17 protein-coding genes and 1 tRNA gene are annotated in these 18180 nt (G+C 57.7%); 4 read left to right on the top strand and 14 right to left on the bottom strand.

Going from position 1 to position 18180, the window contains the following annotated elements; genetic code table 11:
- Window positions 1-4: 4 nt before the first annotated feature.
- From AC13F2_RS07505 to AC13F2_RS07480, 6 genes are all read right to left on the bottom strand, one after another.
- Window positions 5-925, bottom strand: coding sequence for an alpha/beta hydrolase (locus tag AC13F2_RS07505; protein ID WP_482964979.1), 921 nt, complete (start codon window positions 923-925; stop codon window positions 5-7).
- Window positions 922-2025: an App1 family protein gene (locus tag AC13F2_RS07500; RefSeq protein ID WP_482964978.1), complete on the bottom strand. Its 1104-nt coding sequence runs from the start codon at window positions 2023-2025 to the stop codon at window positions 922-924. Before AC13F2_RS07500 ends, AC13F2_RS07505 begins: the two co-directional genes overlap by 4 nt.
- A 58-nt stretch (window positions 2026-2083) precedes the next feature.
- Window positions 2084-3934 carry a PAS domain-containing protein gene (locus tag AC13F2_RS07495; RefSeq protein ID WP_482964977.1) on the bottom strand — a complete coding sequence of 617 codons (1851 nt, stop codon included), beginning with the start codon at window positions 3932-3934 and terminating at the stop codon, window positions 2084-2086.
- Window positions 3935-4041: 107 nt separating this feature from the next.
- Entirely contained in the window at window positions 4042-4494 is a 453-nt protein-coding gene (locus AC13F2_RS07490; RefSeq protein ID WP_482964976.1) for a DUF2141 domain-containing protein, read from the bottom strand.
- Window positions 4491-5207, bottom strand: a complete 717-nt coding sequence (locus AC13F2_RS07485; RefSeq protein ID WP_482964975.1) for a sterol desaturase family protein — start codon at window positions 5205-5207, stop codon at window positions 4491-4493. Before AC13F2_RS07485 ends, AC13F2_RS07490 begins: the two co-directional genes overlap by 4 nt.
- A 48-nt stretch (window positions 5208-5255) precedes the next feature.
- The gene (locus AC13F2_RS07480) at window positions 5256-5720 is read right to left on the bottom strand and encodes an MmcB family DNA repair protein (protein WP_482964974.1); all 465 of its coding nucleotides are present in this window, start codon (window positions 5718-5720) and stop codon (window positions 5256-5258) included.
- A 146-nt stretch (window positions 5721-5866) separates the two neighbouring features.
- On the opposite strand from AC13F2_RS07480, the gene AC13F2_RS07475 reads away from it, so the two are divergent.
- Window positions 5867-6388, top strand: a complete 522-nt coding sequence (locus AC13F2_RS07475) for a Csu type fimbrial protein (protein WP_482964973.1) — start codon at window positions 5867-5869, stop codon at window positions 6386-6388.
- Window positions 6389-6391: 3 nt separating this feature from the next.
- Here the strand turns inward: AC13F2_RS07475 and AC13F2_RS07470 are convergent, their stop codons facing one another.
- Window positions 6392-6790 carry a hypothetical protein gene (locus AC13F2_RS07470; RefSeq protein ID WP_482964972.1) on the bottom strand — a complete coding sequence of 133 codons (399 nt, stop codon included), beginning with the start codon at window positions 6788-6790 and terminating at the stop codon, window positions 6392-6394.
- A gap of 296 nt (window positions 6791-7086) precedes the next feature.
- Here AC13F2_RS07470 and AC13F2_RS07465 point away from each other — a divergent pair.
- Window positions 7087-7163, top strand: a tRNA-Arg gene (locus AC13F2_RS07465).
- A gap of 527 nt (window positions 7164-7690) precedes the next feature.
- Here the strand turns inward: AC13F2_RS07465 and AC13F2_RS07460 are convergent.
- The 4 genes from AC13F2_RS07460 to AC13F2_RS07445 form a co-directional block, all read right to left on the bottom strand.
- The gene (locus tag AC13F2_RS07460) at window positions 7691-8446 is read right to left on the bottom strand and encodes a cytochrome b/b6 domain-containing protein (protein ID WP_482964971.1); all 756 of its coding nucleotides are present in this window, start codon (window positions 8444-8446) and stop codon (window positions 7691-7693) included.
- 218 nt (window positions 8447-8664) lie between these two features.
- On the bottom strand, window positions 8665-9840 hold the full coding sequence (locus tag AC13F2_RS07455) for a copper resistance protein B (RefSeq protein WP_482964970.1): 1176 nt from the start codon (window positions 9838-9840) through the stop codon (window positions 8665-8667).
- Entirely contained in the window at window positions 9837-11591 is a 1755-nt protein-coding gene (locus AC13F2_RS07450) for a copper resistance system multicopper oxidase (protein WP_054527110.1), read from the bottom strand. The genes AC13F2_RS07455 and AC13F2_RS07450 overlap by 4 nt, the downstream gene beginning before the upstream one ends.
- Window positions 11592-11678: 87 nt before the next feature.
- Window positions 11679-11999 carry a transposase gene (locus AC13F2_RS07445; protein ID WP_255351898.1) on the bottom strand — a complete coding sequence of 107 codons (321 nt, stop codon included), beginning with the start codon at window positions 11997-11999 and terminating at the stop codon, window positions 11679-11681.
- Between the two features lie 542 nt (window positions 12000-12541).
- Between AC13F2_RS07445 and AC13F2_RS07440 the strand changes: the two genes are divergently transcribed.
- Window positions 12542-13057 carry a hypothetical protein gene (locus AC13F2_RS07440; RefSeq protein WP_482964969.1) on the top strand — a complete coding sequence of 172 codons (516 nt, stop codon included), beginning with the start codon at window positions 12542-12544 and terminating at the stop codon, window positions 13055-13057.
- 476 nt (window positions 13058-13533) lie between these two features.
- Here the strand turns inward: AC13F2_RS07440 and AC13F2_RS07435 are convergent, their stop codons facing one another.
- Window positions 13534-14412, bottom strand: a complete 879-nt coding sequence (locus AC13F2_RS07435; protein WP_482964968.1) for a hypothetical protein — start codon at window positions 14410-14412, stop codon at window positions 13534-13536.
- Between the two features lie 51 nt (window positions 14413-14463).
- Between AC13F2_RS07435 and AC13F2_RS07430 the strand changes: the two genes are divergently transcribed.
- Window positions 14464-15003 (top strand): hypothetical protein, encoded by a 540-nt coding sequence (locus AC13F2_RS07430; protein ID WP_482964967.1) that lies wholly within the window; start codon window positions 14464-14466, stop codon window positions 15001-15003.
- 36 nt (window positions 15004-15039) lie between these two features.
- Here the strand turns inward: AC13F2_RS07430 and AC13F2_RS07425 are convergent, their stop codons facing one another.
- Both AC13F2_RS07425 and AC13F2_RS07420 read right to left on the bottom strand, forming a co-directional pair.
- Window positions 15040-15969 carry a HEPN domain-containing protein gene (locus AC13F2_RS07425; protein WP_054527113.1) on the bottom strand — a complete coding sequence of 310 codons (930 nt, stop codon included), beginning with the start codon at window positions 15967-15969 and terminating at the stop codon, window positions 15040-15042.
- Window positions 15970-16331: 362 nt separating this feature from the next.
- Window positions 16332-17702 (bottom strand): tyrosine-type recombinase/integrase, encoded by a 1371-nt coding sequence (locus AC13F2_RS07420; RefSeq protein WP_482965154.1) that lies wholly within the window; start codon window positions 17700-17702, stop codon window positions 16332-16334.
- Between the last annotated feature and the right edge of the window lie 478 nt (window positions 17703-18180).

Below are 18180 nucleotides of genomic sequence, written 5' to 3'. Positions count from 1 at the left end.
GAGCCTAAGGGCTTTCGGCCTGAACCGGAACTGAAACCTTGCTCACCCGGCGGGCGAATTCGACCACGGCATCATCCACATCGCGCGAATTGCGCCACGGACTGGCGAAGGAAATGAGCGGGGCATTGTGGTCGAAGCTGTCGTAAAACCGAGTTTCCACAGGCGCTCCCACATCTCTCAGGGCTTTTGCCAGAGCGCGGGTATTGCGCGGTTTTACCAGCGTGTCGCGCTCTCCATGTACAAGCAGCATAGGCGGCGCGTCGGCGCGCGCGTGATTGACCGGCTGGCTCTCGGGTCCGGCGCCTACCGAACCAAATGCGTCCCGACTCGAATCCTTGTCGAATGGGTAAAAATCATAGGGCCCGGCCAGGCCGACCACGCCGCGCGGCGTCACTCCGATGCGGGAGAGCCACTTTTCCTCCAACGCCGCCTGAACCACATTGTAGGCGCCTGCCGAATGTCCGGCCAGGATCACGCGGCCCGGATCACCGCCGAATTGCGGCGCGATCCGAACTGTTTGGCCGATGGCGGTTACGGTATCTTCCAGCATGGCGGGATAGCGTCCGTCCTTGCCCAGCCGGTAACCGGCCAGCGCAACAACGAAGCCTTCCGGAGCCAGAGCGCGCGCGATGAACGTGTAATCATCCGGATCGCCCCAGCTCCAGCTGCCACCATGAACAAAAAGGATGATCGGTAAGGGTTGGTCATGGTCGGCTTTCGCAGGCGCGTAAATTCGCAACTTCTGGTCTCGGTGCGGGCCATATTGGGTGTTCGAAACCAGCGTAACGCCCCGGCCGCCACCTGTGAGCCGGTCGATGCCATTCAACACTGCGGGACCGTTCGTGCGTATGGCCAACAACAGCAGGCCGCCGGCCAGCAACAGGAACAGAACGATGCCGAGACCGATCTTCATCGCGCGCTTCATGCCTTCCACTTTTTCGTTGCTTCTACCGTGTCGACGATCGCCTTTGCCTCTCCGTCGCCAAGGAGGCCGATGGAGGCGAGGAATTCGTGACCAGTATCATAGCCATCGCCCAGCCATAACGGTATTTGGGCCGCTTCGAGATTTGCGGTAGCCGTCAGTTCCTCCGCGCTCATCGCATCGCCAACCTTTCGGATGAAGATTGCGCGAACCCGCCCGGGATGGTCGACTGCAATCTGGGCAAATGCGGTCAGATCGCCCTGGCTGTCATCCCCGATCAACGCGAATTTTATCTCGGGATAGGTTTCAATAATGGCTTCGATGGCGGCGCGCTTGTGTGCACCGTGGCTGGCAGATCCGAAGGTAGCACGGTTGAGGCCCCAATCGCGCAGCGCAATAGGCCCCAATGGCAGGCCCCGACCGCGAATATAGGTCACCAGATAGCTGAACAGGTTCCACGGGCTCGAGGAAACATAGAAGAACGGCCGATGAGTCGCAGGCTGCGTCTCGCCGGCGCGACCTTCTCCGCTGGTAAGCGCTTCTCCACCGCCCAGCGCATTGTAGAATACGTCGGCGCCGGGAACGAGGATGCGTTCTTCCGGCATTTGAATCAGAATCCTGCGCCAGTTGCGCAAAACCGCGCGAAAATCGCCGGTGATGCCGGTTTCGACGATTGTGTCGTCTATGTCCGAAATAACTGCCAGACCGGTATCGGCCCCTGGCGCGAGGACATGCGCATCGACGCATTGCTCTTCCTCGCCCGCTCGCCAGTGAAAAACGACCGTTTCCCACACAGGGTGCGTACCGTAATCCCAGCAGGGTTCGAGCGGGATATCGAAATTGACGAAGCCTTCGCTGTCCGTTCGCCCCAGATGGCGTTGAGCCTTTCCGTCGGGAAGGGCGATTTCCAGTTCGACAGGTAGATCGGGGACTTCATGGCTGACGAACTGGCTCAGCATGGTTTTCGCTGCACGCCACTTGCTGCGCTGCTCGAACTTGCCGACGCGCGAACGCAAGGCCCTGGCCGAAATGCGCAGCCGTTCACGGTTCCTATAGCCGAAATAGGGCTGAATGCGGACGGGTGCAGTGGGGAAAAACGGCATCGCCCCCGCGCTAGCCAATCGAGCGCGGGGGCGACAAGCGAATTGTAGCAGCGTTGTCCTAGGCGAGCAGCTTGCGCGCGGCGCGTTCGACCAGCGGCACGTCGTCAGGTATTTCGCCGACGATTTCCAACGTACCGGCAGCGGTGCGCCGGATCATGACCAATGCGAATTCCGCGCCGTCCTCGTCTAGATCGACGAGGGAAAGCGGTTCCAGGGCGCGAAGCTTCTTCGCGAGGGCAGGGCGAACGGTTTTTCCGTCCGCGACCGCTTTGCCCTGCTCTTCCTTACGCGCATCGCGTTCGGCATTGACGATCCCTTTGAGGCCGCCCTCTGCTTCGCGCAGGAACGTTGCGAGCTTGCCGCGTTCCACACCGATACGGTGGGCATGCATCAGCACGGCGGCGTATTCGGTCAGGCGAGTCTTGTCGTAATCGGCACCGAAAACCAGCTTGACGATCGGCGTCATCGGCGCGCGATCCTGGACGGTCAGGCCGTTGTCGATAAGCAGTTCGTTGAAATCTCCGGGAGCGCTCTGCGCTTCAAGGCTGAAGTCGTAAGCCCTTGCGACCGCCGAATAAAGTGTCTTGCGGCTGCGATCCTCGGTGTTCTGCGCAGCCTGCGCCATTTCGCGCGCCGCAGCGAGACAATCGTAGAGGCCCTCAGGCGAAGCGTCCTCCGAGTTGGCATCTGGCGCAGCCGCCACTTCTTCGACGTCCTCTGGTGGAGTATCGGTGAGCTGCGGTTCTTCAGCAGGTGCCTCGTAGGGCTCGGGAACGCGCGGCGCAGGGGCGAAGCCTTCGCCTTCACAAGCCTGCGGAATGGCAGGCGCGGGTTCCTGATGTGAAAGGTCGACGCTCTTCTTTGTCCGACCGCCGCGGCTGACCAGCGAGATCAGACTGCTCGACGTCTCATCGTCGGCAAGCGGATCGACCACGGCGTCGACGTCCTCGTCGCCCTCTTCCTCGTCGTCCCAATCCGGCAAGCCATAATCTGCGGCAGTCTTGATAGGATGATCGAAATCGTCTTCGTATTCCGGCTCGCCCATGTCGTCCGGAACGTAGTTGCCGATCGGGTTGCCCAATGCATCGACACGGGTTGCGGGCTGATAAGCGACGCTCGGTTCTGTGAATCGGTCTTCATCATCATCTGCCGCACCGAAAGAAGGTTGCGGCAAGGCATTGTGCGCAGGGCTGTCGGTCATGGTGTCGTGTCCGAGTTCAAGTATGCTGTCGGAATGTTCCGCGTCCATGCCCGACGTGAGCATTTCGGCCGTCTCGACCATGGTATCAAGATCGCTTTCGCCATCATCTACCGGGCCGAGAGCCTGGTCTATCGCCAGAAGCAGCTCGTCGGCGGTCTGCTGGTCGGCCATTTCCTTCCAGTTGATCACGCCATAGATGAAATCGATCGTCTCGTTGTCGCTCGAGTAGGGGAGCAGAATACCGCGATAGAGGACGTTCGCGCCCCGTTCGTTGGAGAATTCCGCTTCGAATCCGATCGGTGCCTGATTGGCGATGATCTGCATGTAATGATCGGTAATGCGGCTCAGCACCGATCGACTGGGCACGGCAGACAGACGGGAAAGCGTGCTGTCCTGACCGGACTCGATCGTCAGTTCGGAGCCGACGAACGCAACCTTCGGATCATCGATATCATCCGACAGGTCGAGCAGAACCGAATAGGGTCCGAAGTCGTCGAGCATGTCGGGTTCGAGGTCGGAAATGTGTGGGAAGTTGAGATCGCCGAGAAGGGTCGCCCAGTGATTATAGGCGCGAACCTGCATGCGGCGTTCGTCCTGGCCGACCGGCGATGGCGGCGGATCGAGATCGGTGTCATCCGCCTCGACGTAGTCGTCGTCGAAGTCCTCCTCTCGATCACGGAAGCCGAAAAAGCCGCCCAGCCTGTCCATCACTGCATTAGCCCCCGAAGAGTTCTGCCCAATCGAAGGCGGTATGCAGCGGGTGCGGTAAAGATCGGGTTAAAGAAATTAACCATGTGGCTGCGCCAAAAGCGGCGTCAGAGCATGTAGCGCATCCGGATGGTCAGCTTGCGGTTCTGCGCACCGATATCGATTGCGGCGTCGGAAAAGCGCGGCGGGCCCATCCGGACCTTTGCGTCGCGCGAAAAGCCGAAGCCTTCCTTAGGCATCATCCCCAGGGCGCGATCGGCCTTGCCGTTCGAATTCTCGTCATGGAGCAAGGCTATGGCATACTGCCCTGGTCTCACGCCGGAAAACGTGAAGGTGACGCTGCCTTCTCTTGCTTGCGCCGTCGCACCATAAGCGCCCGGCACGCCGCGGCAGCGCGGAAACGTCGCTTCGTCCGCGGTCATGCAGGCACGGACGATACCTTTGGAATTGCGCAGATCGGTAACCGTGACCGTTACGGTGGCCCCTTCCTGCGCTGGCGCAGTTGAAGCGATGAGCAACGGTGCGAAGACCAGTGAAATCAGTGCAAGAACAGGATTCACGCGTTCGGACTTAGTCCGCGATCCGTGCCGCAAAGCCGATCCCAGATGCGAAAATAGAGGCCGTAATTGCATTTGTACTCTTCGTGATGACGCTGATGGTGGCTCGCCGTTATCAACCAGCCTCCCAACCTGGAATGAACCAGCCACTTCGGGAACATCTCCCATCCCATGTGATTGGTGACGCCCATTACCGTCATCACCAGCAAAACCACGCCAAGCATGGCCACGTGGATGGGGATCAGGAAGACAAGCGCCGGGATCACCACCGCGCCGGTCAGCGCTTCCCACGGATGGAAACTCATTGCTGCCCAGGCCGTAGGCGGACGGCTGGCATGGTGCACGGCGTGCATGGTGCGAAACCACACTGGCCGATGCATCAGGCGATGGGTCCAGTAAAACCAGCTGTCATGAGCCAGTAGGTACAGCATCGGTGCGACGGGCAAATACCACAGCGGGTAAGCGCCCCAGTCTGTGTAGATCCGCGTCCATCCGAGCGCCTGCCAGCCCCAGGCAACCACACCTGCCGGTATCCCGTAGACCGCGGCAGAGGCGAGCGACCAGCCGATCTCCTTGCGGATCTGCGTCCCCAATTTGGCGTGATAGCCGGGCCGGACGCGGTTGGTTGCAAAAGCGAATAATCCGCTCGTGGCGAGGTAACGGACCGCAACGATAGCGGTCATCGCGAGTACCGAAAGGATTATGGCGCCGAGCATCTTGCCTTGATGGTAGGCGGCAATGCACCTTCCGGAAACAACGAAAAGCTATTCCGGGGTGCCCCAGGGTGCACATTGTGGGTCGAGTGCAACGGTCGCGCGCCGCAGCGCGGCACGGGCAAGCCGTTCGACCTCGACCTTTCGGCGCGCCGCGGCAAGCGGGTGTAGCGGAGCAGGCCGCAGGATTTCGCCATCGTAACCGTCTGCCACGATGATCCCGCAGCAATCCGGACGGTAGCCTTCGCCCTCCAGAAGACTGCGATCCAGGCCCGGCGGTACCCCCCAATAGAAGCGATCGCAGAAATCGAGATAATCGGGCCATTTCCCGTCGCCCAGCAGATCTGCGCGCTGGACCTTGATCTCGACGATTATGACGCGGCCCTTGGAATCCACGCCCATAAGATCCGCTCTCCGCCCATTTCTGAGCGGCATTTCCGACAGGCACCAGATGTCATTACGCGCAAAGAGCCGCGCAATGCCCCTTGCGACCACTCCCGCCTTTTGCGCTTCCATTATCGAGTCCATCATGCGTCGTAATTGGAACAGATCGCGAACGCGCGCAAGATCGAATTGTTGCGCAAATATCTGGCAGCTTATCGCACAGCCAGCAGCCCAACGTGGTAAACAAGCTGTTAAACAGACCGGAAGCGTTCTAACCAATGGATGACCAAAGCACGTTTGGGCACAACTGGAATGAGATGAAGCCGATTTTCGCCTTTTCCGCCGCCATCACGGCGATCACGCTTTGCACACCGGCCGAGGCGCGCCAAACCGAAGCCGTATTGCACGTCAGCGCGGTGGTAGAGGAAGGCTGCAGCGCGAGCGCCGATCCATTGGACTTCGTTCTCGATACTACCGCTAACGCAAGGACACATGGGCAAGCATCAATCGACCTGTCGTGTTCGGGACCAACCGCATTCGAAATAGCCTTGGATACGGGGCAAAACGGTGCGCGGCGCATGTTGGATTCAGCGAGCGGGCAGACGCTCGCTTACGAAATCTATTCCGATGCAGCACGCAGTGTGCGGTGGGGCAACGCCTCGGGCGTCGATACAGTTGCAGGTGCGGCAGACGCGAATGGCAAAGCCACGCTAACCGCGTATGGTTCAACATTCGCGAATGTTGAACGCGTGGCGGCCGGAACCTATTCCGACGCAGTTGCTGTCACCGTCAATTTTTGAAAATCAGCGATCGTAGGCCAGATCGACGATCGCTGAACGCGAAGCATGAAATTCGCGCCACAGCGTGAGCGCCGCTGCGGTAGTGTCCTGGCCACGCGCGGTCAATGACAGCAAGGCACGCAGCCCTGGCTGCATGATCGCTGCCAGATCATCGATACCGCGGGCAATCGTCTCGAAGCGCCAGCCGCTCAGTTCGGCAGCGCGAAGCGGCAGTTTGGCGACCTGCTCTGATTCGGCTTCGCGACCTAGCTGAGCAAGATTGGCCACTGCCGCGGCAGCCTCGTGCACCGCTTCCCACTGCCCACAAAGCCTGCCCAGTTCCGGCAGTTCGTGCGGGATGCAGCTTTCCGGAGGGAGCATCATGGCATGTGCCAGGTCGAATTCGTGCGACAATGCGTTCATGGCTTTGAAGAGTACAAACCCCGTCTTGCCAAATCGCTAACGACGCCGCTGCGAATCCACCCAACCTTTTAAGACTGGCGAGCCGCCCCACGCTTTGCTAAGCGCCCCGCTCGCCATAAGGTGAACAAAGCACCCGTAGCTCAGCTGGATAGAGCGCTGCCCTCCGAAGGCAGGTGTCAAGGCTTGATGAATAACAATTTTTAGAGGTAATGTATTAGATTTCAATAACTTACAAAAGCTCACTTGATGGGGTTCACATTGCAATCCTTTCCGCGTAAGCATCGCGTAAGCACGAGGCACCCGTAGCTCAGCTGGATAGAGTGTCGCCCTCCGAAGGCGAAGGTCACTGGTTCGAATCCAGTCGGGTGCGCCATTTCCTTGGTATTAAGTAGCAAGCGTACAAAGCGATAAGATGCTAATTTCGCTATCTCATCGCGCATGGAAATCACAAGCTTTGACGTACCACTTGAGGACGACCCGTTCTTACGATTGAACGCATGAAATCCCACATCGACCACTGCGTACGGTGTGCTTTGTCAAAAGGGGCTGCGAGCGTCGATTCTAATTGAGCTTCCCGACTGTTTCTTTTGGCGGATTTCTGGGCTTTCCCGCCGGAAAAGACTTGGCCTTTCGTCCGTGCGACGAGAGCGCGGGCGAGGCCAGTCTTCTATGAATGTTCCCAGGAGGGAACCAGAAGCCATCAACAATTGGAGAACTACCGGACCCGTAAATCGATGCGGTCTGGTTCGCCACATTCGGCCCCAAACGTCCTTTGGTCTTTTGCCAGTTCTGCGGCATCCTCGCTGATTGGTTTTCGGCCCTCGATATGTTCGAGGACCGGGGTCTCTTCCGCGTCATGCGCGCTACTGGTGAGGTCGAGCGTGACACGAGCCGGTTTCATCACGGTTTGCAGGACCGAAAGATGAACATGTTCCTTAGCACTGGATCATGCGCGAATTCATGCACCAGACTCATCAACACATGTCCGCCGAAATATATCCACATCGGGAGGCCCAGTGCCTCGTGCACCCCAAGCGCCCAGCTCTGGTCGTAGAAATAACCAAGCGTGCCCGTCGCCGCCAAGGCAAGAGCGATTAATGCGCCAAGGCCATGGAAGGCATTGGCCAGCGGCTGATCATCGCTGATCGGCAGCTTGCCGCCCCGAAGGATAGCCAGATGCGCCTTGGTATCGGCCCACAATGCGGCAAGCCGACGACCAGATAGATAAGGGAACCAGTCACCAAGACTAGGTTCGCGGCGCCGGAAGACGGCCCATAGCCAGAACAGGACCAATCCGCCGAGAGCGACCAGTCCGGCCTTTTCATGCACTTCAAACCAGAAATCACCCGGCTTTCCGCCCTTTGGATAAGTCATGAACAAACTGATGACAAGCGCTGCGGTGACCGCCATTACCGTAACTAGATGAAGAAAGCGCGTCAGGTTCGAATAGTACTGTGTATTACCTGGTTTCTCTACTTTCATACGATAATTTCCTCTCGTGGGATGTCCGTCAGCCGATAGCCTGGCCGACCAGCTTCCTATTGCAAACGGTGCAGTTGCAGCGACGCTGCCAATCGCTAATTGTCGCAGTGAGATATGCCAGCGTCCCCGACCTGTTAGGAGCGCGCAGGCGACCTCGAAAACCAGCAAACTCATTCTGGTCGCTATAAATGCTTTGCCCTCCTTTCAGCGCCATATGAATAGGAGAGATGTCGCCCCGCCAAAAGTGAACAGGCCGCACGATGTCAGCGCAACGGTCATGGGGGATTCGTAAAGATCGCTCCGGACGATCCCTAACCCCACCTTCGGAAGTGTATCCAGCACCGGCCCAGGCCCAAGCAGATGTGACGGTCTTCATTTGTTGTTTCTCAAACTTAGAACCAGAACCGGAGACCAACTACGTAGCTCGTCACGCTCGGGTCTTCGCCAGCCGCGCGTGCAAAATCGGCGCTTCTGCCAACTTTCCAACCCTGAGCGATGCCGATATAGGGTGCAAATTCGCGTACGAATTCATACCGCAAGCGAATTCCCGGTTCGATCCGGTCGATGCCGGCGCCGATGCCCAATTCGGGCACGTCTTGAGCGGCAAGGTTAACCTCCACCCGTGGCGTGAGAATCAGACGCTGGGTAATTCTCTGGTCCAGTTCAGCCTCGAAACGAGCGGTGATATCTCCGGTGTTAGAGAGAAACGCTGCTCCGAGAATATCGAACTTGTAGGGAGCCAAACCCTGAAAGCCGACCACACCATAGGTCCGCTTCGGTCCGGTCAAATCCTGGCGGATACCTGCCTGGAAATCAAAGAAGGGGGCAATGGCCCGGCTCCACAGTCCCTGAACCTCGGCACTTTCAACTTTATTGCCGAACGCACCTTCGCCCTCAGATCGGAACCAGAACTTGTCGATGTCGCCGCCATAATAGCCCTGAACATCCCACAAATAGCCATCCGTGCCTTCGCGCGCACGATATTCGAGGCGGTCGCCCTGGATCCACAGTCGCTTGCCGCCGTCGGTCTCGCGGATCAGTTCCTGCCGGGCTTCGTTCATGGCTTCCTCGCCCCAGATCGGAATCGCCGCGCGGGCAGGCCCGCTTCCGGCTTCGGGCGGAGGAGGAAGTAGAGGAATGTCAGCGCCGGAATTCATCTGCATAGCGGAGTGGTCTATACCCTGCATGCCCTGCGCGCGTGCTGGAGCATCGGTCATTGTGCCGTGATCCATCCTTGGGACCTGCTGCCCGGATTGGTTGATGGGCATCGCCATGCCCGTTTGCCCTTCGGCCATAGGCATCGCACCGTGGTTCATCTGCGAACGATCCATGCTCTCATGATCCATTTCGACCTCAGCTTCAGGCTTAGGTTTGCAGGCGCCATCCGGGACGGTGTGGCCCATTGCGCGATGGCGCTGTGCCTCTTGAGCACATTGCTGCGCTGCTTGCCCCGCACTCTGCTGTGGCTGAGCCATGTCATGCCCGGTGTGCTGCTGTGCCGATACCGGCGATACCAACGCGGTTCCCGCAGCGAGCGATACGATCGTGCTTACAACAAAAGTCTTCATGCTTCGTCTCCGGCAGGATTGGCAACGGTGACGATCTGGAACATCCCGGCGACCAAATGATAGAGGATATGGCAGTGAAAGGCCCAGTCACCGGGTTCGTCAGCGGTCAGGTCAAACTCCACACTACCGCCGGGCTGGACATTGACCGTGTGCTTCAGCGGCTGCCGGTCGGCGGGCGCGCCATTGACCAGTTCGAAGAAATGCCCGTGCAAATGGATCGGGTGCGTCATCATCGTGTCGTTGATCAGCTTGACACGCACGCGTTCATTATAGGCAAAGCGGATCGGGTCGTCGGAGACGGCTGAGAACTTCTTGCCGTCGAACGACCACATGTAGCGCTCCATGTTACTGGTGAGATGGAGTTCCATCCGCCGCGAGGGAATCCGCCGGTCAGCATTGGGGGTGAGCGCGCGCAGTTTGCGATAGTTGAGCGTTCGGTGCGGGACATCGGAAAGGCCAACGCCTGGGTCTCCGGTGCGGTCGACAGGGTTTGCTGACACCATTGCAAGCCCCGGGCCCACCTCGACGTCCGCTGGCAATCTGGACGTATCGCGCATTCCCGGTCGGGCCGCTCCTTGGCCGCTCGAATTTCCGGGCATGCTTTCTGAGCCGCCCCCCATACCAGCCATACCGGCCATGCCGCCCATGCCCATATCTGCCATGGTCAGCAACGGCGGGTCGCGCAGCGGTGGAATCGCTGCGCGCGCGCCGGGCGCAGACGCTAGTGTCGCAACCCCCATGCCAGACCGGTCCATCGATTCAGCTACCATCGTGTAAGCGGCGTCATTGCCCGGGGTCACAATCACATCATAAGTTTCTGCAATGCCTATCTGGAATTCATCCACTTCGACCGGCTCGACATTTTGCCCATCGGCCTGAACCACGGTCATAGGGAGACCGGGTATACGGATGTTGAAATAGGTGGCGGCACCAGAATTTATGAAACGCAATCGAACGCGTTCGCCGGGCTGGAAGTTGAATTCAAGATTGTCCGCCGGTCCGTGGCCATTGATGAGATAAGTGAACGTGGATCCCGTAATATCTAATATATCAACGGGCGACATTCGCATCCTTGCCCAATTCCTTCTCTGTGCTCCACTAAGCGGGTAGTCATCCGTCCATGTTGGTTGCTCGTAGTTGAAATAATCAGCACTCTTTTTCAATTTGTCGTAAAGCACATTTGGATCTGTCTCGCTGAATTCGCTCAGCACCACGATATATTCGCGGTCCGCCTGCACCGGATCGGGTCCTGCCGGATCGACAACTATCGGACCATAATGACCCGCCTGTTCCTGCAGGCCGCTGTGCGAATGCCACCAGTACGTGCCCGATTGCCGCACGGGGAATTCTGCAGTGAAGGTCTCACCCGGCTTGACGCCGGGGAAACTAACGCCTGGCACACCATCGAGCTGGAAGGGGACCAGGAGCCCGTGCCAATGGATCGAGGTATCTTCCTCTAGCTGGTTGTGAACGTTGAGGCGGACGGTGGTCCCCTCACGCAGGCGGAGGAGCGGCCCCGGGATGCTCCCATTGACGGCAATCGCGCCGCCACGCCTGTTGCCAGTGGAGAAAGCCGAGCGGGCAACTGTCAGGTCTATGTTGGAGCCGCTCACCTCATCAAAGCCCTTGCGAGCAACCCCGGAAAGCAGGTCACCACCGCGAGCCCAAGCCGGAACCGCACCGGCCAGGCCCAGCAGACCCATTCCGGTAGCTCCTGCCCCAAGAAGTTTGCGTCGATTAACGGTGATCATAGTACCAGCCCCTCGTCTCAAAATGCCATTCACTTAACACATACGCGGAGGATCGGACTAACCCTCATCTTTTTCTAGGCTCAGGACTCATTGATTGAGCCAGAAGATGACGGCTGCGGCGATGCAGATGGCGGAGATGAAGGTGTGGGCGGATCGGTCGTATCGGGTGTGGATGCGGCGCCGGTCCTTGAGTTTGCCGAACATGTTCTCGATCCTGTGGCGCTGGCGGTAGAGCACCGGATCGTGCAGGATTGGTACCCTTCGATTGGCTTTTGACGGGATACGGGCGGCAATGCCGCGCTCGGCCAAGGCATCGCGGAACCAGTCGGCATCGCACCCCGGTCGGCCAGCAACGCGTTGACCTTGGGCAAGGCCTCGATCATCAGTGCCGCGCCCTTGTAATCGCAAACGGTCCGGATAATGGGACTGATCCGACAGGGGAATCGATTACTGTCTCCTGTTCGGTTGAGGATGGGAAAGTACAATCCTGCACGGCGTCGCAGACGGACGACGGCGTCGACAAAGTCTTCCTGCGAACAAAGACGACCAATTCCGACGGTTCCGTTTCGACCCGCACGAGCGTCATCGGCAAGGAAAGCGATCTTACTTTCGGTCGCGATCTTGCCAACAGTGTCGAATCTGCCTTCAAGCAGCTCTACAATGTCGATTTGACGATGACCGGTGGCACTGCAGCTGCTGCTGCGGGCACAGTAAGGGGTTCGCCAAGCTCAGCGGGCAACATTCAACGGCAAGTGGAGCGTGGCCAAGTCCCACGAGAAATTGATCGAGTGGACAAGGGGCGAGGGCCGTATGAGAAGGATCATATCGAATTGAAGGATGGTCGCGCTCTTAATCGCGATGGCACTTGGAAGCACGGTATCTGCTAGGTGAACAATTCTGTCCGGAACTGGCTTGTCGGGAATGGCTGGAAACCACCGAGGTAACTGCCAATGCGTTTTTTCACCCATGACTGGTCTACGCTAGATGACGTTGAAACCGACAAGATATCGTCAGAGCACTTGAGAGTGGTCAAGCTCGCGTCTGATCAATGCGGGATACCTTTGGTAAAATTCGTACGAGAATTTGATCTACGTGGGGCGCTGGTTGACCGGTTGCTAGTGCAATCTGGGGAAGCTGAATTGAAATTAGATTTGATCGCGGGAGACAATCTGCATGGGTATTTTGTGCTCTCTCTTGCGTATGCGAGCAGCTCATTTCGCTATTTTGGCGAGGACCTCGGCACGGCTCTAGACTTTAGATCAACTCGTATACGCTTCGTTGAATTCGATCTGGATAACAACGGCGAACTACAGCACCGCTTCCTGCTATGGCCAAAGAGTCGATGCGAAATTGACATTCAGTTTGCCGGACTGGAATGGGCCAAGGCTCACTTGCCACATCGAGCATACCAGAATTTTGAGGACGTGCTTCAACTAAGCGAGCCACTTTCAACTGCGACTGAGTAGATTGCAGCCCTATTGAACGAACCGGATTTGTCACCGGATCGCCTTTCGAAATGTGGGAAACCTTAGGGCCCACACCGTACACAGCGCCTGCTGTTGATGAAGCTGCGTTAGATCAGTGATTTGTCGCTGATTTGGCGGTGCGCACCTTCTGTGCCGCTAGCGTACCATTACGGAATCTGCGGCACAGACCGGCTCAGCCGCGCTACAACATCCTGTAATCCCTGACTAATCTCTCCCGCTTTGTCTGTGCCACTTCAGCCCTGAGCGCGGGCGCCGTCGCTTGGTCCGTTGAAAACCCATGACAATCTGCGCCGACCGCCGCCAGGGATGTTCGGGAGCCGTCGGTAAAACCTCAACAAAACCAACCACCTGCAGCCCGGCCGACGGCGCTGCTTTTATCTCGCGCTCGATTTCTTCTTCGTTCTCAGACGCTCACGGACACTCACTTCTTTCGCTAGCGCAGACTTCCCTGCGGGCTAGTATTCGCCGACCTCGTTCCAGAACGCGGCCTCTCGCTGTGCTTCCAGCCGTTCCAGCGATACGTCGATCAAATCGAACTTGAGATTGTACATCGGAAGCTGCCAGTGGTTGTAGAAGAGCCGCGCGTGCTGCTCGGTGGCGAGATCCGTGACCAAACCTTCCGAGTCTAGGCGAGCGCCAAGTTGCTGAGTGAGCTCGCGCGCTTCGACCGGCCCTTCTTCCTCTACGAAGTCGACGTTGCCCCAGACATCACTGGTAGCTTGAAGGCCTGCACGGGTTAGAACCCCCAGCGCCTCAAGGGCTTCGACAATCTGCAATGCGATGGGGCGCATAGTCATCGTGGATCCGCCCCAGCGATTGGGATCATTCCATTGCGGTATCCCTTCTTCGTGGACCTCGATGTCGGCATACATTGTACTCTCACGGAGATAGAGCGACCAATTAGGAACGATGTATTCGCTCATGCCTCCTTCGAGAAGGTGGCCTTGTCGCTCGTTGTCGACATACTCTTGAAGCTGGGCGATATTGGTAGGCCGCCATGACTGGGCAATCACATAGATCATGCGAGAGAGATGATCGTAAAGCGTCTTCTTAACGATCCGACCGATGCGCTTGCTAACCTCGGGCACCGGGCATCGCACCAGATCAATGAGGATAAGGGCCTTCGCTGACTCTTCCTCAGCGAATCCTGCGAGCACCGCTGCCTCACGCGGACAGTCCTCCAGCGTCTCCGCCGCTCGCCAAAAGCCCTGCGCGCTTTGAAGTATAATCGGCAGTCCTTCTGCAATGAAGTCGAGACGTTCCGAATGGCTCATGTTGCAGAGGGCGCGCGCCTGACGGCCACCGAAAGTCATCTTTGTTCCCTTGTCGCTCATGCAGCCTTTCTAGCACTGTTAATTCCGCGATGCTCATGCGATCAGCGATACATGGGAAAGACACCTTATGATGATCGCGATGATCTCGATAAACTTCAGTCTCAGTGGAAGAAAATCGATGGGATACTTGAACGCCGAAAGGAGTGGTCAGCAGCGATCGTAAGGGCTGCAACTGCTGCTGAGATTGCTGCCAACATCGCCATACGAAAGCGCTTCGAAAGCGAGAGCAAATTCTCGTCGGAGTTTGTGGATTCGCTACTGAGGTGGGCAAACGGCATCGATGGGAAATTTGGCCGCTTGATCATTCCGGCGGAGCGAGACGAGGTGCGAAAGAAGGCGCTCGGCAAGCTCAAAAAGCGCTCCGAGCGGTTGAACAAGAAGCCCAATGCCATCGTTCACCAAGGCGCGTTCGCAAGCAAGCGGGAGATGCGTGAACTGGTCAATCTATCGCGTGAAATCGTGAACGAGCTGGTCATCCCGTGGGAGCCCGAGTTCGTGCTTGGCGGAGAAAAACTCACAAGCTCGAAGGTGCCAAAGGCAAAGAAGGTGTTGAAAGCTACCAACGCTAAAGGCAGGAAAAAGAAGAGCTAGACTACCCCTAGTGGGAATGCAGGACGTCCTTTCCACCTAGCCTGTTGCGTCCAACTCGGCCTTGAGCTTTCCGAGGCGCTCAGTGCAGACCTCGTGGACGACCCGGCCCAGCTCCTCGACCTGCTCGCCGAGCCAATCGAGTTCATCCTTGGTGATGCGGTAGTGTTTCGAATAGCGCGCCTTTACGTAGGCTTCCTTAAGTTTCTCGAACCGCGCGCGATCCTTTTTTGTGTCGCGCGGCCAGACATAGGTTAGCCGCGCGTCGATGCGCTCAGCCTGCGTGCGCAGAAAGCCGAGATTGTGCACGTGGGGGGTATAGAAGGTGCAGACCAACAGTACGCAATGGTAGAGACGTTCGACAGTTTGGTGGGTATCAAAAGCGGCGTCTTTGAGGTGCCCTTGCTCCAGATAGTACTTCGCTCCACCAAACCGCTTCATCGCCGCCGGAAACCACTCGTCGAAGTATTCCTGCGCCATAGCCAGGGCCTGTTCGGGCGTCTTTGGCTTGGGCGTATGCAGTTCGGTGTCGTCGGACTGGTATAACGCTACCCCGTCCTGTTTCACGTCCATGAAGAAGTAGCGCCCATGCGCGAGGCCGTCGTTCACCTCTTGCAACGTGTGAACGATGAAATTCACTGGCGTGTTGAGCGTCTTGGCCACGCCGTATTCGCGCATCAGCCGCTCATCGAGTTTGGCCCAGTATTTGACTCGGTCCGTCAGTCTGCTGTCATTGACGATCACCAACAGGTCATAATCTGACTGATAGCCTTTGGCCGTATGTGGCTCGTCCACCCAGGTCCCGCGCGCATAGCTGCCGTAGAGAATGACCTTGAGAATGCGACCGGCCTTTTTCCATTCGTGCTTGGCGAGCGCGAACGCGTCATCAAACTCTTCGAAGATCAGCTGCACCACGCGCTCAAGTTCGCGCTGCTTTTGCGGGGGCAGATGATCGAGGTCGGTCTTCATTGCTCAATCCCTAGCAAGCACTTGAGATTCTTGCACCCGCCTAGTGACAAGGCGCGCGGCGACGGCGCACCCTAAAGCGCTGAGGAGGCGCGCGCTGATGGTCCGCGTTAGCAACAATCCGACAGGATTGTTTGTTAGGATAGTTAAGGGGCTCTCAAGCCCAGCGTTTCTGGGGGTTTGAGGCCTGTTTCGGTTCCCGATAGTCCGTACTTTGGGTTCCTGATCGTCCGAATCCAATGGTTCCTGATCGTCCAAAGAGCTCACAGCTTTATCCACAGGGTTAGCCATCCCCATTTCTGGGGAGGGGACTTGAATCCCGTTTGCAGTAGGAGTGTGCTGGGCAGTTTGCCCCGAAACCTGCTTCATGACCCGGATGCGTGCTCGGCGATAAACTCGCTCATAGCGCTCTTTCGCGCAGCGCGGTCCAGTGCAAAGCTACTGCGCTGGAAATTCGTGCCGTTGAGCAAGGCGCTGACATACCCTGCAATCATGTCGGCAGCGGTGATGAGCGTAGCGTCCAGCACGTGGATATACCTGCTGGTGATCGATCCTTTTGCGTGCCCCAAAAGCGCGGCAATTGTGATCTCGGTAAATCCGAGATCATTGCCCATGCTGGCGAAGCTGTGACGCAGCACGTGGGCTGTGATCCCCTCCAATGGTGAGCCGCTAAAGAGGGCGTTCCAGTGGTTCGGGAAGCCGCCAAAAGCATTATCTTCGCCATTTCCCGGGAACACAAAGCTACCCGTGGCAGTCTGACGCTGTGCCTCAAGAAACTCGACGACGGGAAGGCCGATGGGCCGAATTGATCGACCTTCCTTGCTTTCCGAAAGCCGCAGGCAACTTCCATCCAGGTCTACGTCGCACCATTTGAGATTTATGATCTCACCGCGCCTGCACCCGGTCAGAGCGATCTGGCGGATAATGTCCGTTGTCGGCCAAAATTTTTCGTTCGCCTGCGCGTCGCGCAGTATGTTCCCGAGAACGCCATACTCGGCTTCGGTCAAACGTCGCTCGCGCACCTTGTATTTCGGCTTCTTGATGCCGTGCGCGGGGTTGTGCTCGATAACTCCCAAATCAATGGCGTAGGAGAGTATTCCTCCGATGAGGCCAAGGGTGCGGGTAGCAGTGCCAGGACCACCCCTGACGATGGACTTGCCCCGTAGTTTCTTGGTTTTGACGATGATCCGCGACCGACCCGCCATGATGTCGCGCATAATCTTGACCATGTCCGCTCTGGTTAGGTCTTTAACGCGCCGGGTTCCGATGAGCGGAATGATGTGTCTCTTGATCCGACCGATATCGGTATCGATGGTCGATTGCTTCTTCGGTCGCCCTCCCTTACCGAGAATCAGGCCATCATCGAGGTCCTGAATGTAGCGCTTGCAAAGGTCCTTCATCGTCATCGCACGATGATCCTCAAGCCGCTCCTCCGCCGGATCGTCGCCTCCTGCAACACGCCCCAGCTGAGCCTTCGCTTCGCGGCGAGCCAGTTCCGCTGTCCACACGCCGTGCAGACCAAGTGTAAGCCGCCTCGCGCGTCCCCTCTGTCGATACTGGATTACGTAGCTACGCTTGCCCGACCGGTATACTCGGAGCCCAAAACCGGGTAGATCTTCATCCCAAATGATGTAGTCTTTCACCTGAGACTTGGCTGCCTCAACGGTGCGCTTCGTCAATTTGACCACGGCGATCTCCGTTTCCAGAGCCCCGTTTTTGAGTAACTGTGGTGTCATCACTCGGAGGAAAACCGGGGCGTAGGTTTGGGTACGCCAGCGAAATCCGATTTCAATCTAAATCTATATAAAACAGTAGTTTAGAGTAGTATTTCGTAGTCTGGCGTACCAGTTCTGTACCGGCTCCGAAGGCAGAGGCCACAGGTTCGAATCCTGTCGGGTGCGCCATGGGCCAAAATCTGCAGAACTCTGGGATTTTTAGATTCACCCGGCAGGAATGTGATGGGCACCTTATGACAGTTTCTTGGCCGCTTGGAGACTGTCCGCTTTTGGCGAAGGCACACCGCTAAGCGGACTATTGGAAATCTCACAATGCTGCCGCGTCTCCACTTTATCGGGAGCTACTTGCGGGCGACAAGTATGCGCACAATCTCGTTCCGGCTGCTCGAAATCTGGAGCATTTCACTTCAGCCGTAGAAGCCTTTTCGGATATCCTGATCTCGCGGCAACTCTCGCAAACGCCATTCCCTTACGCGAT

Source organism: Qipengyuania sp. L-5Y (assembly GCF_056859455.1).
The sequence above is the reverse complement of the archived record's forward strand: the minus strand, read 5'-3'. Positions and strand labels throughout refer to the sequence as shown.

Bases quoted from the DNA above. Each gene is read 5' to 3' on its own strand.
- AC13F2_RS07435 (WP_482964968.1), bottom strand. From the start codon at position 14,412: ATGAGCGACAAGGGAACAAAGATGACTTTCGGTGGCCGTCAGGCGCGC.
- AC13F2_RS07470 (WP_482964972.1), bottom strand. From the start codon at position 6,790: ATGAACGCATTGTCGCACGAATTCGACCTGGCACATGCCATGATGCTC.
- AC13F2_RS07505 (WP_482964979.1), bottom strand. From the start codon at position 925: ATGAAGCGCGCGATGAAGATCGGTCTCGGCATCGTTCTGTTCCTGTTG.
- AC13F2_RS07480 (WP_482964974.1), bottom strand. From the start codon at position 5,720: ATGGAAGCGCAAAAGGCGGGAGTGGTCGCAAGGGGCATTGCGCGGCTC.
- AC13F2_RS07475 (WP_482964973.1), top strand. From the start codon at position 5,867: ATGGATGACCAAAGCACGTTTGGGCACAACTGGAATGAGATGAAGCCG.
- AC13F2_RS07485 (WP_482964975.1), bottom strand. From the start codon at position 5,207: ATGCTCGGCGCCATAATCCTTTCGGTACTCGCGATGACCGCTATCGTT.
- AC13F2_RS07495 (WP_482964977.1), bottom strand. From the start codon at position 3,934: ATGGACAGGCTGGGCGGCTTTTTCGGCTTCCGTGATCGAGAGGAGGAC.
- AC13F2_RS07450 (WP_054527110.1), bottom strand. From the start codon at position 11,591: ATGATCACCGTTAATCGACGCAAACTTCTTGGGGCAGGAGCTACCGGA.
- AC13F2_RS07425 (WP_054527113.1), bottom strand. From the start codon at position 15,969: ATGAAGACCGACCTCGATCATCTGCCCCCGCAAAAGCAGCGCGAACTT.
- AC13F2_RS07460 (WP_482964971.1), bottom strand. From the start codon at position 8,446: ATGAGTTTGCTGGTTTTCGAGGTCGCCTGCGCGCTCCTAACAGGTCGG.
- AC13F2_RS07455 (WP_482964970.1), bottom strand. From the start codon at position 9,840: ATGAAGACTTTTGTTGTAAGCACGATCGTATCGCTCGCTGCGGGAACC.
- AC13F2_RS07420 (WP_482965154.1), bottom strand. From the start codon at position 17,702: ATGACACCACAGTTACTCAAAAACGGGGCTCTGGAAACGGAGATCGCC.
- AC13F2_RS07430 (WP_482964967.1), top strand. From the start codon at position 14,464: ATGGGAAAGACACCTTATGATGATCGCGATGATCTCGATAAACTTCAG.
- AC13F2_RS07440 (WP_482964969.1), top strand. From the start codon at position 12,542: ATGCGTTTTTTCACCCATGACTGGTCTACGCTAGATGACGTTGAAACC.
- AC13F2_RS07500 (WP_482964978.1), bottom strand. From the start codon at position 2,025: ATGCCGTTTTTCCCCACTGCACCCGTCCGCATTCAGCCCTATTTCGGC.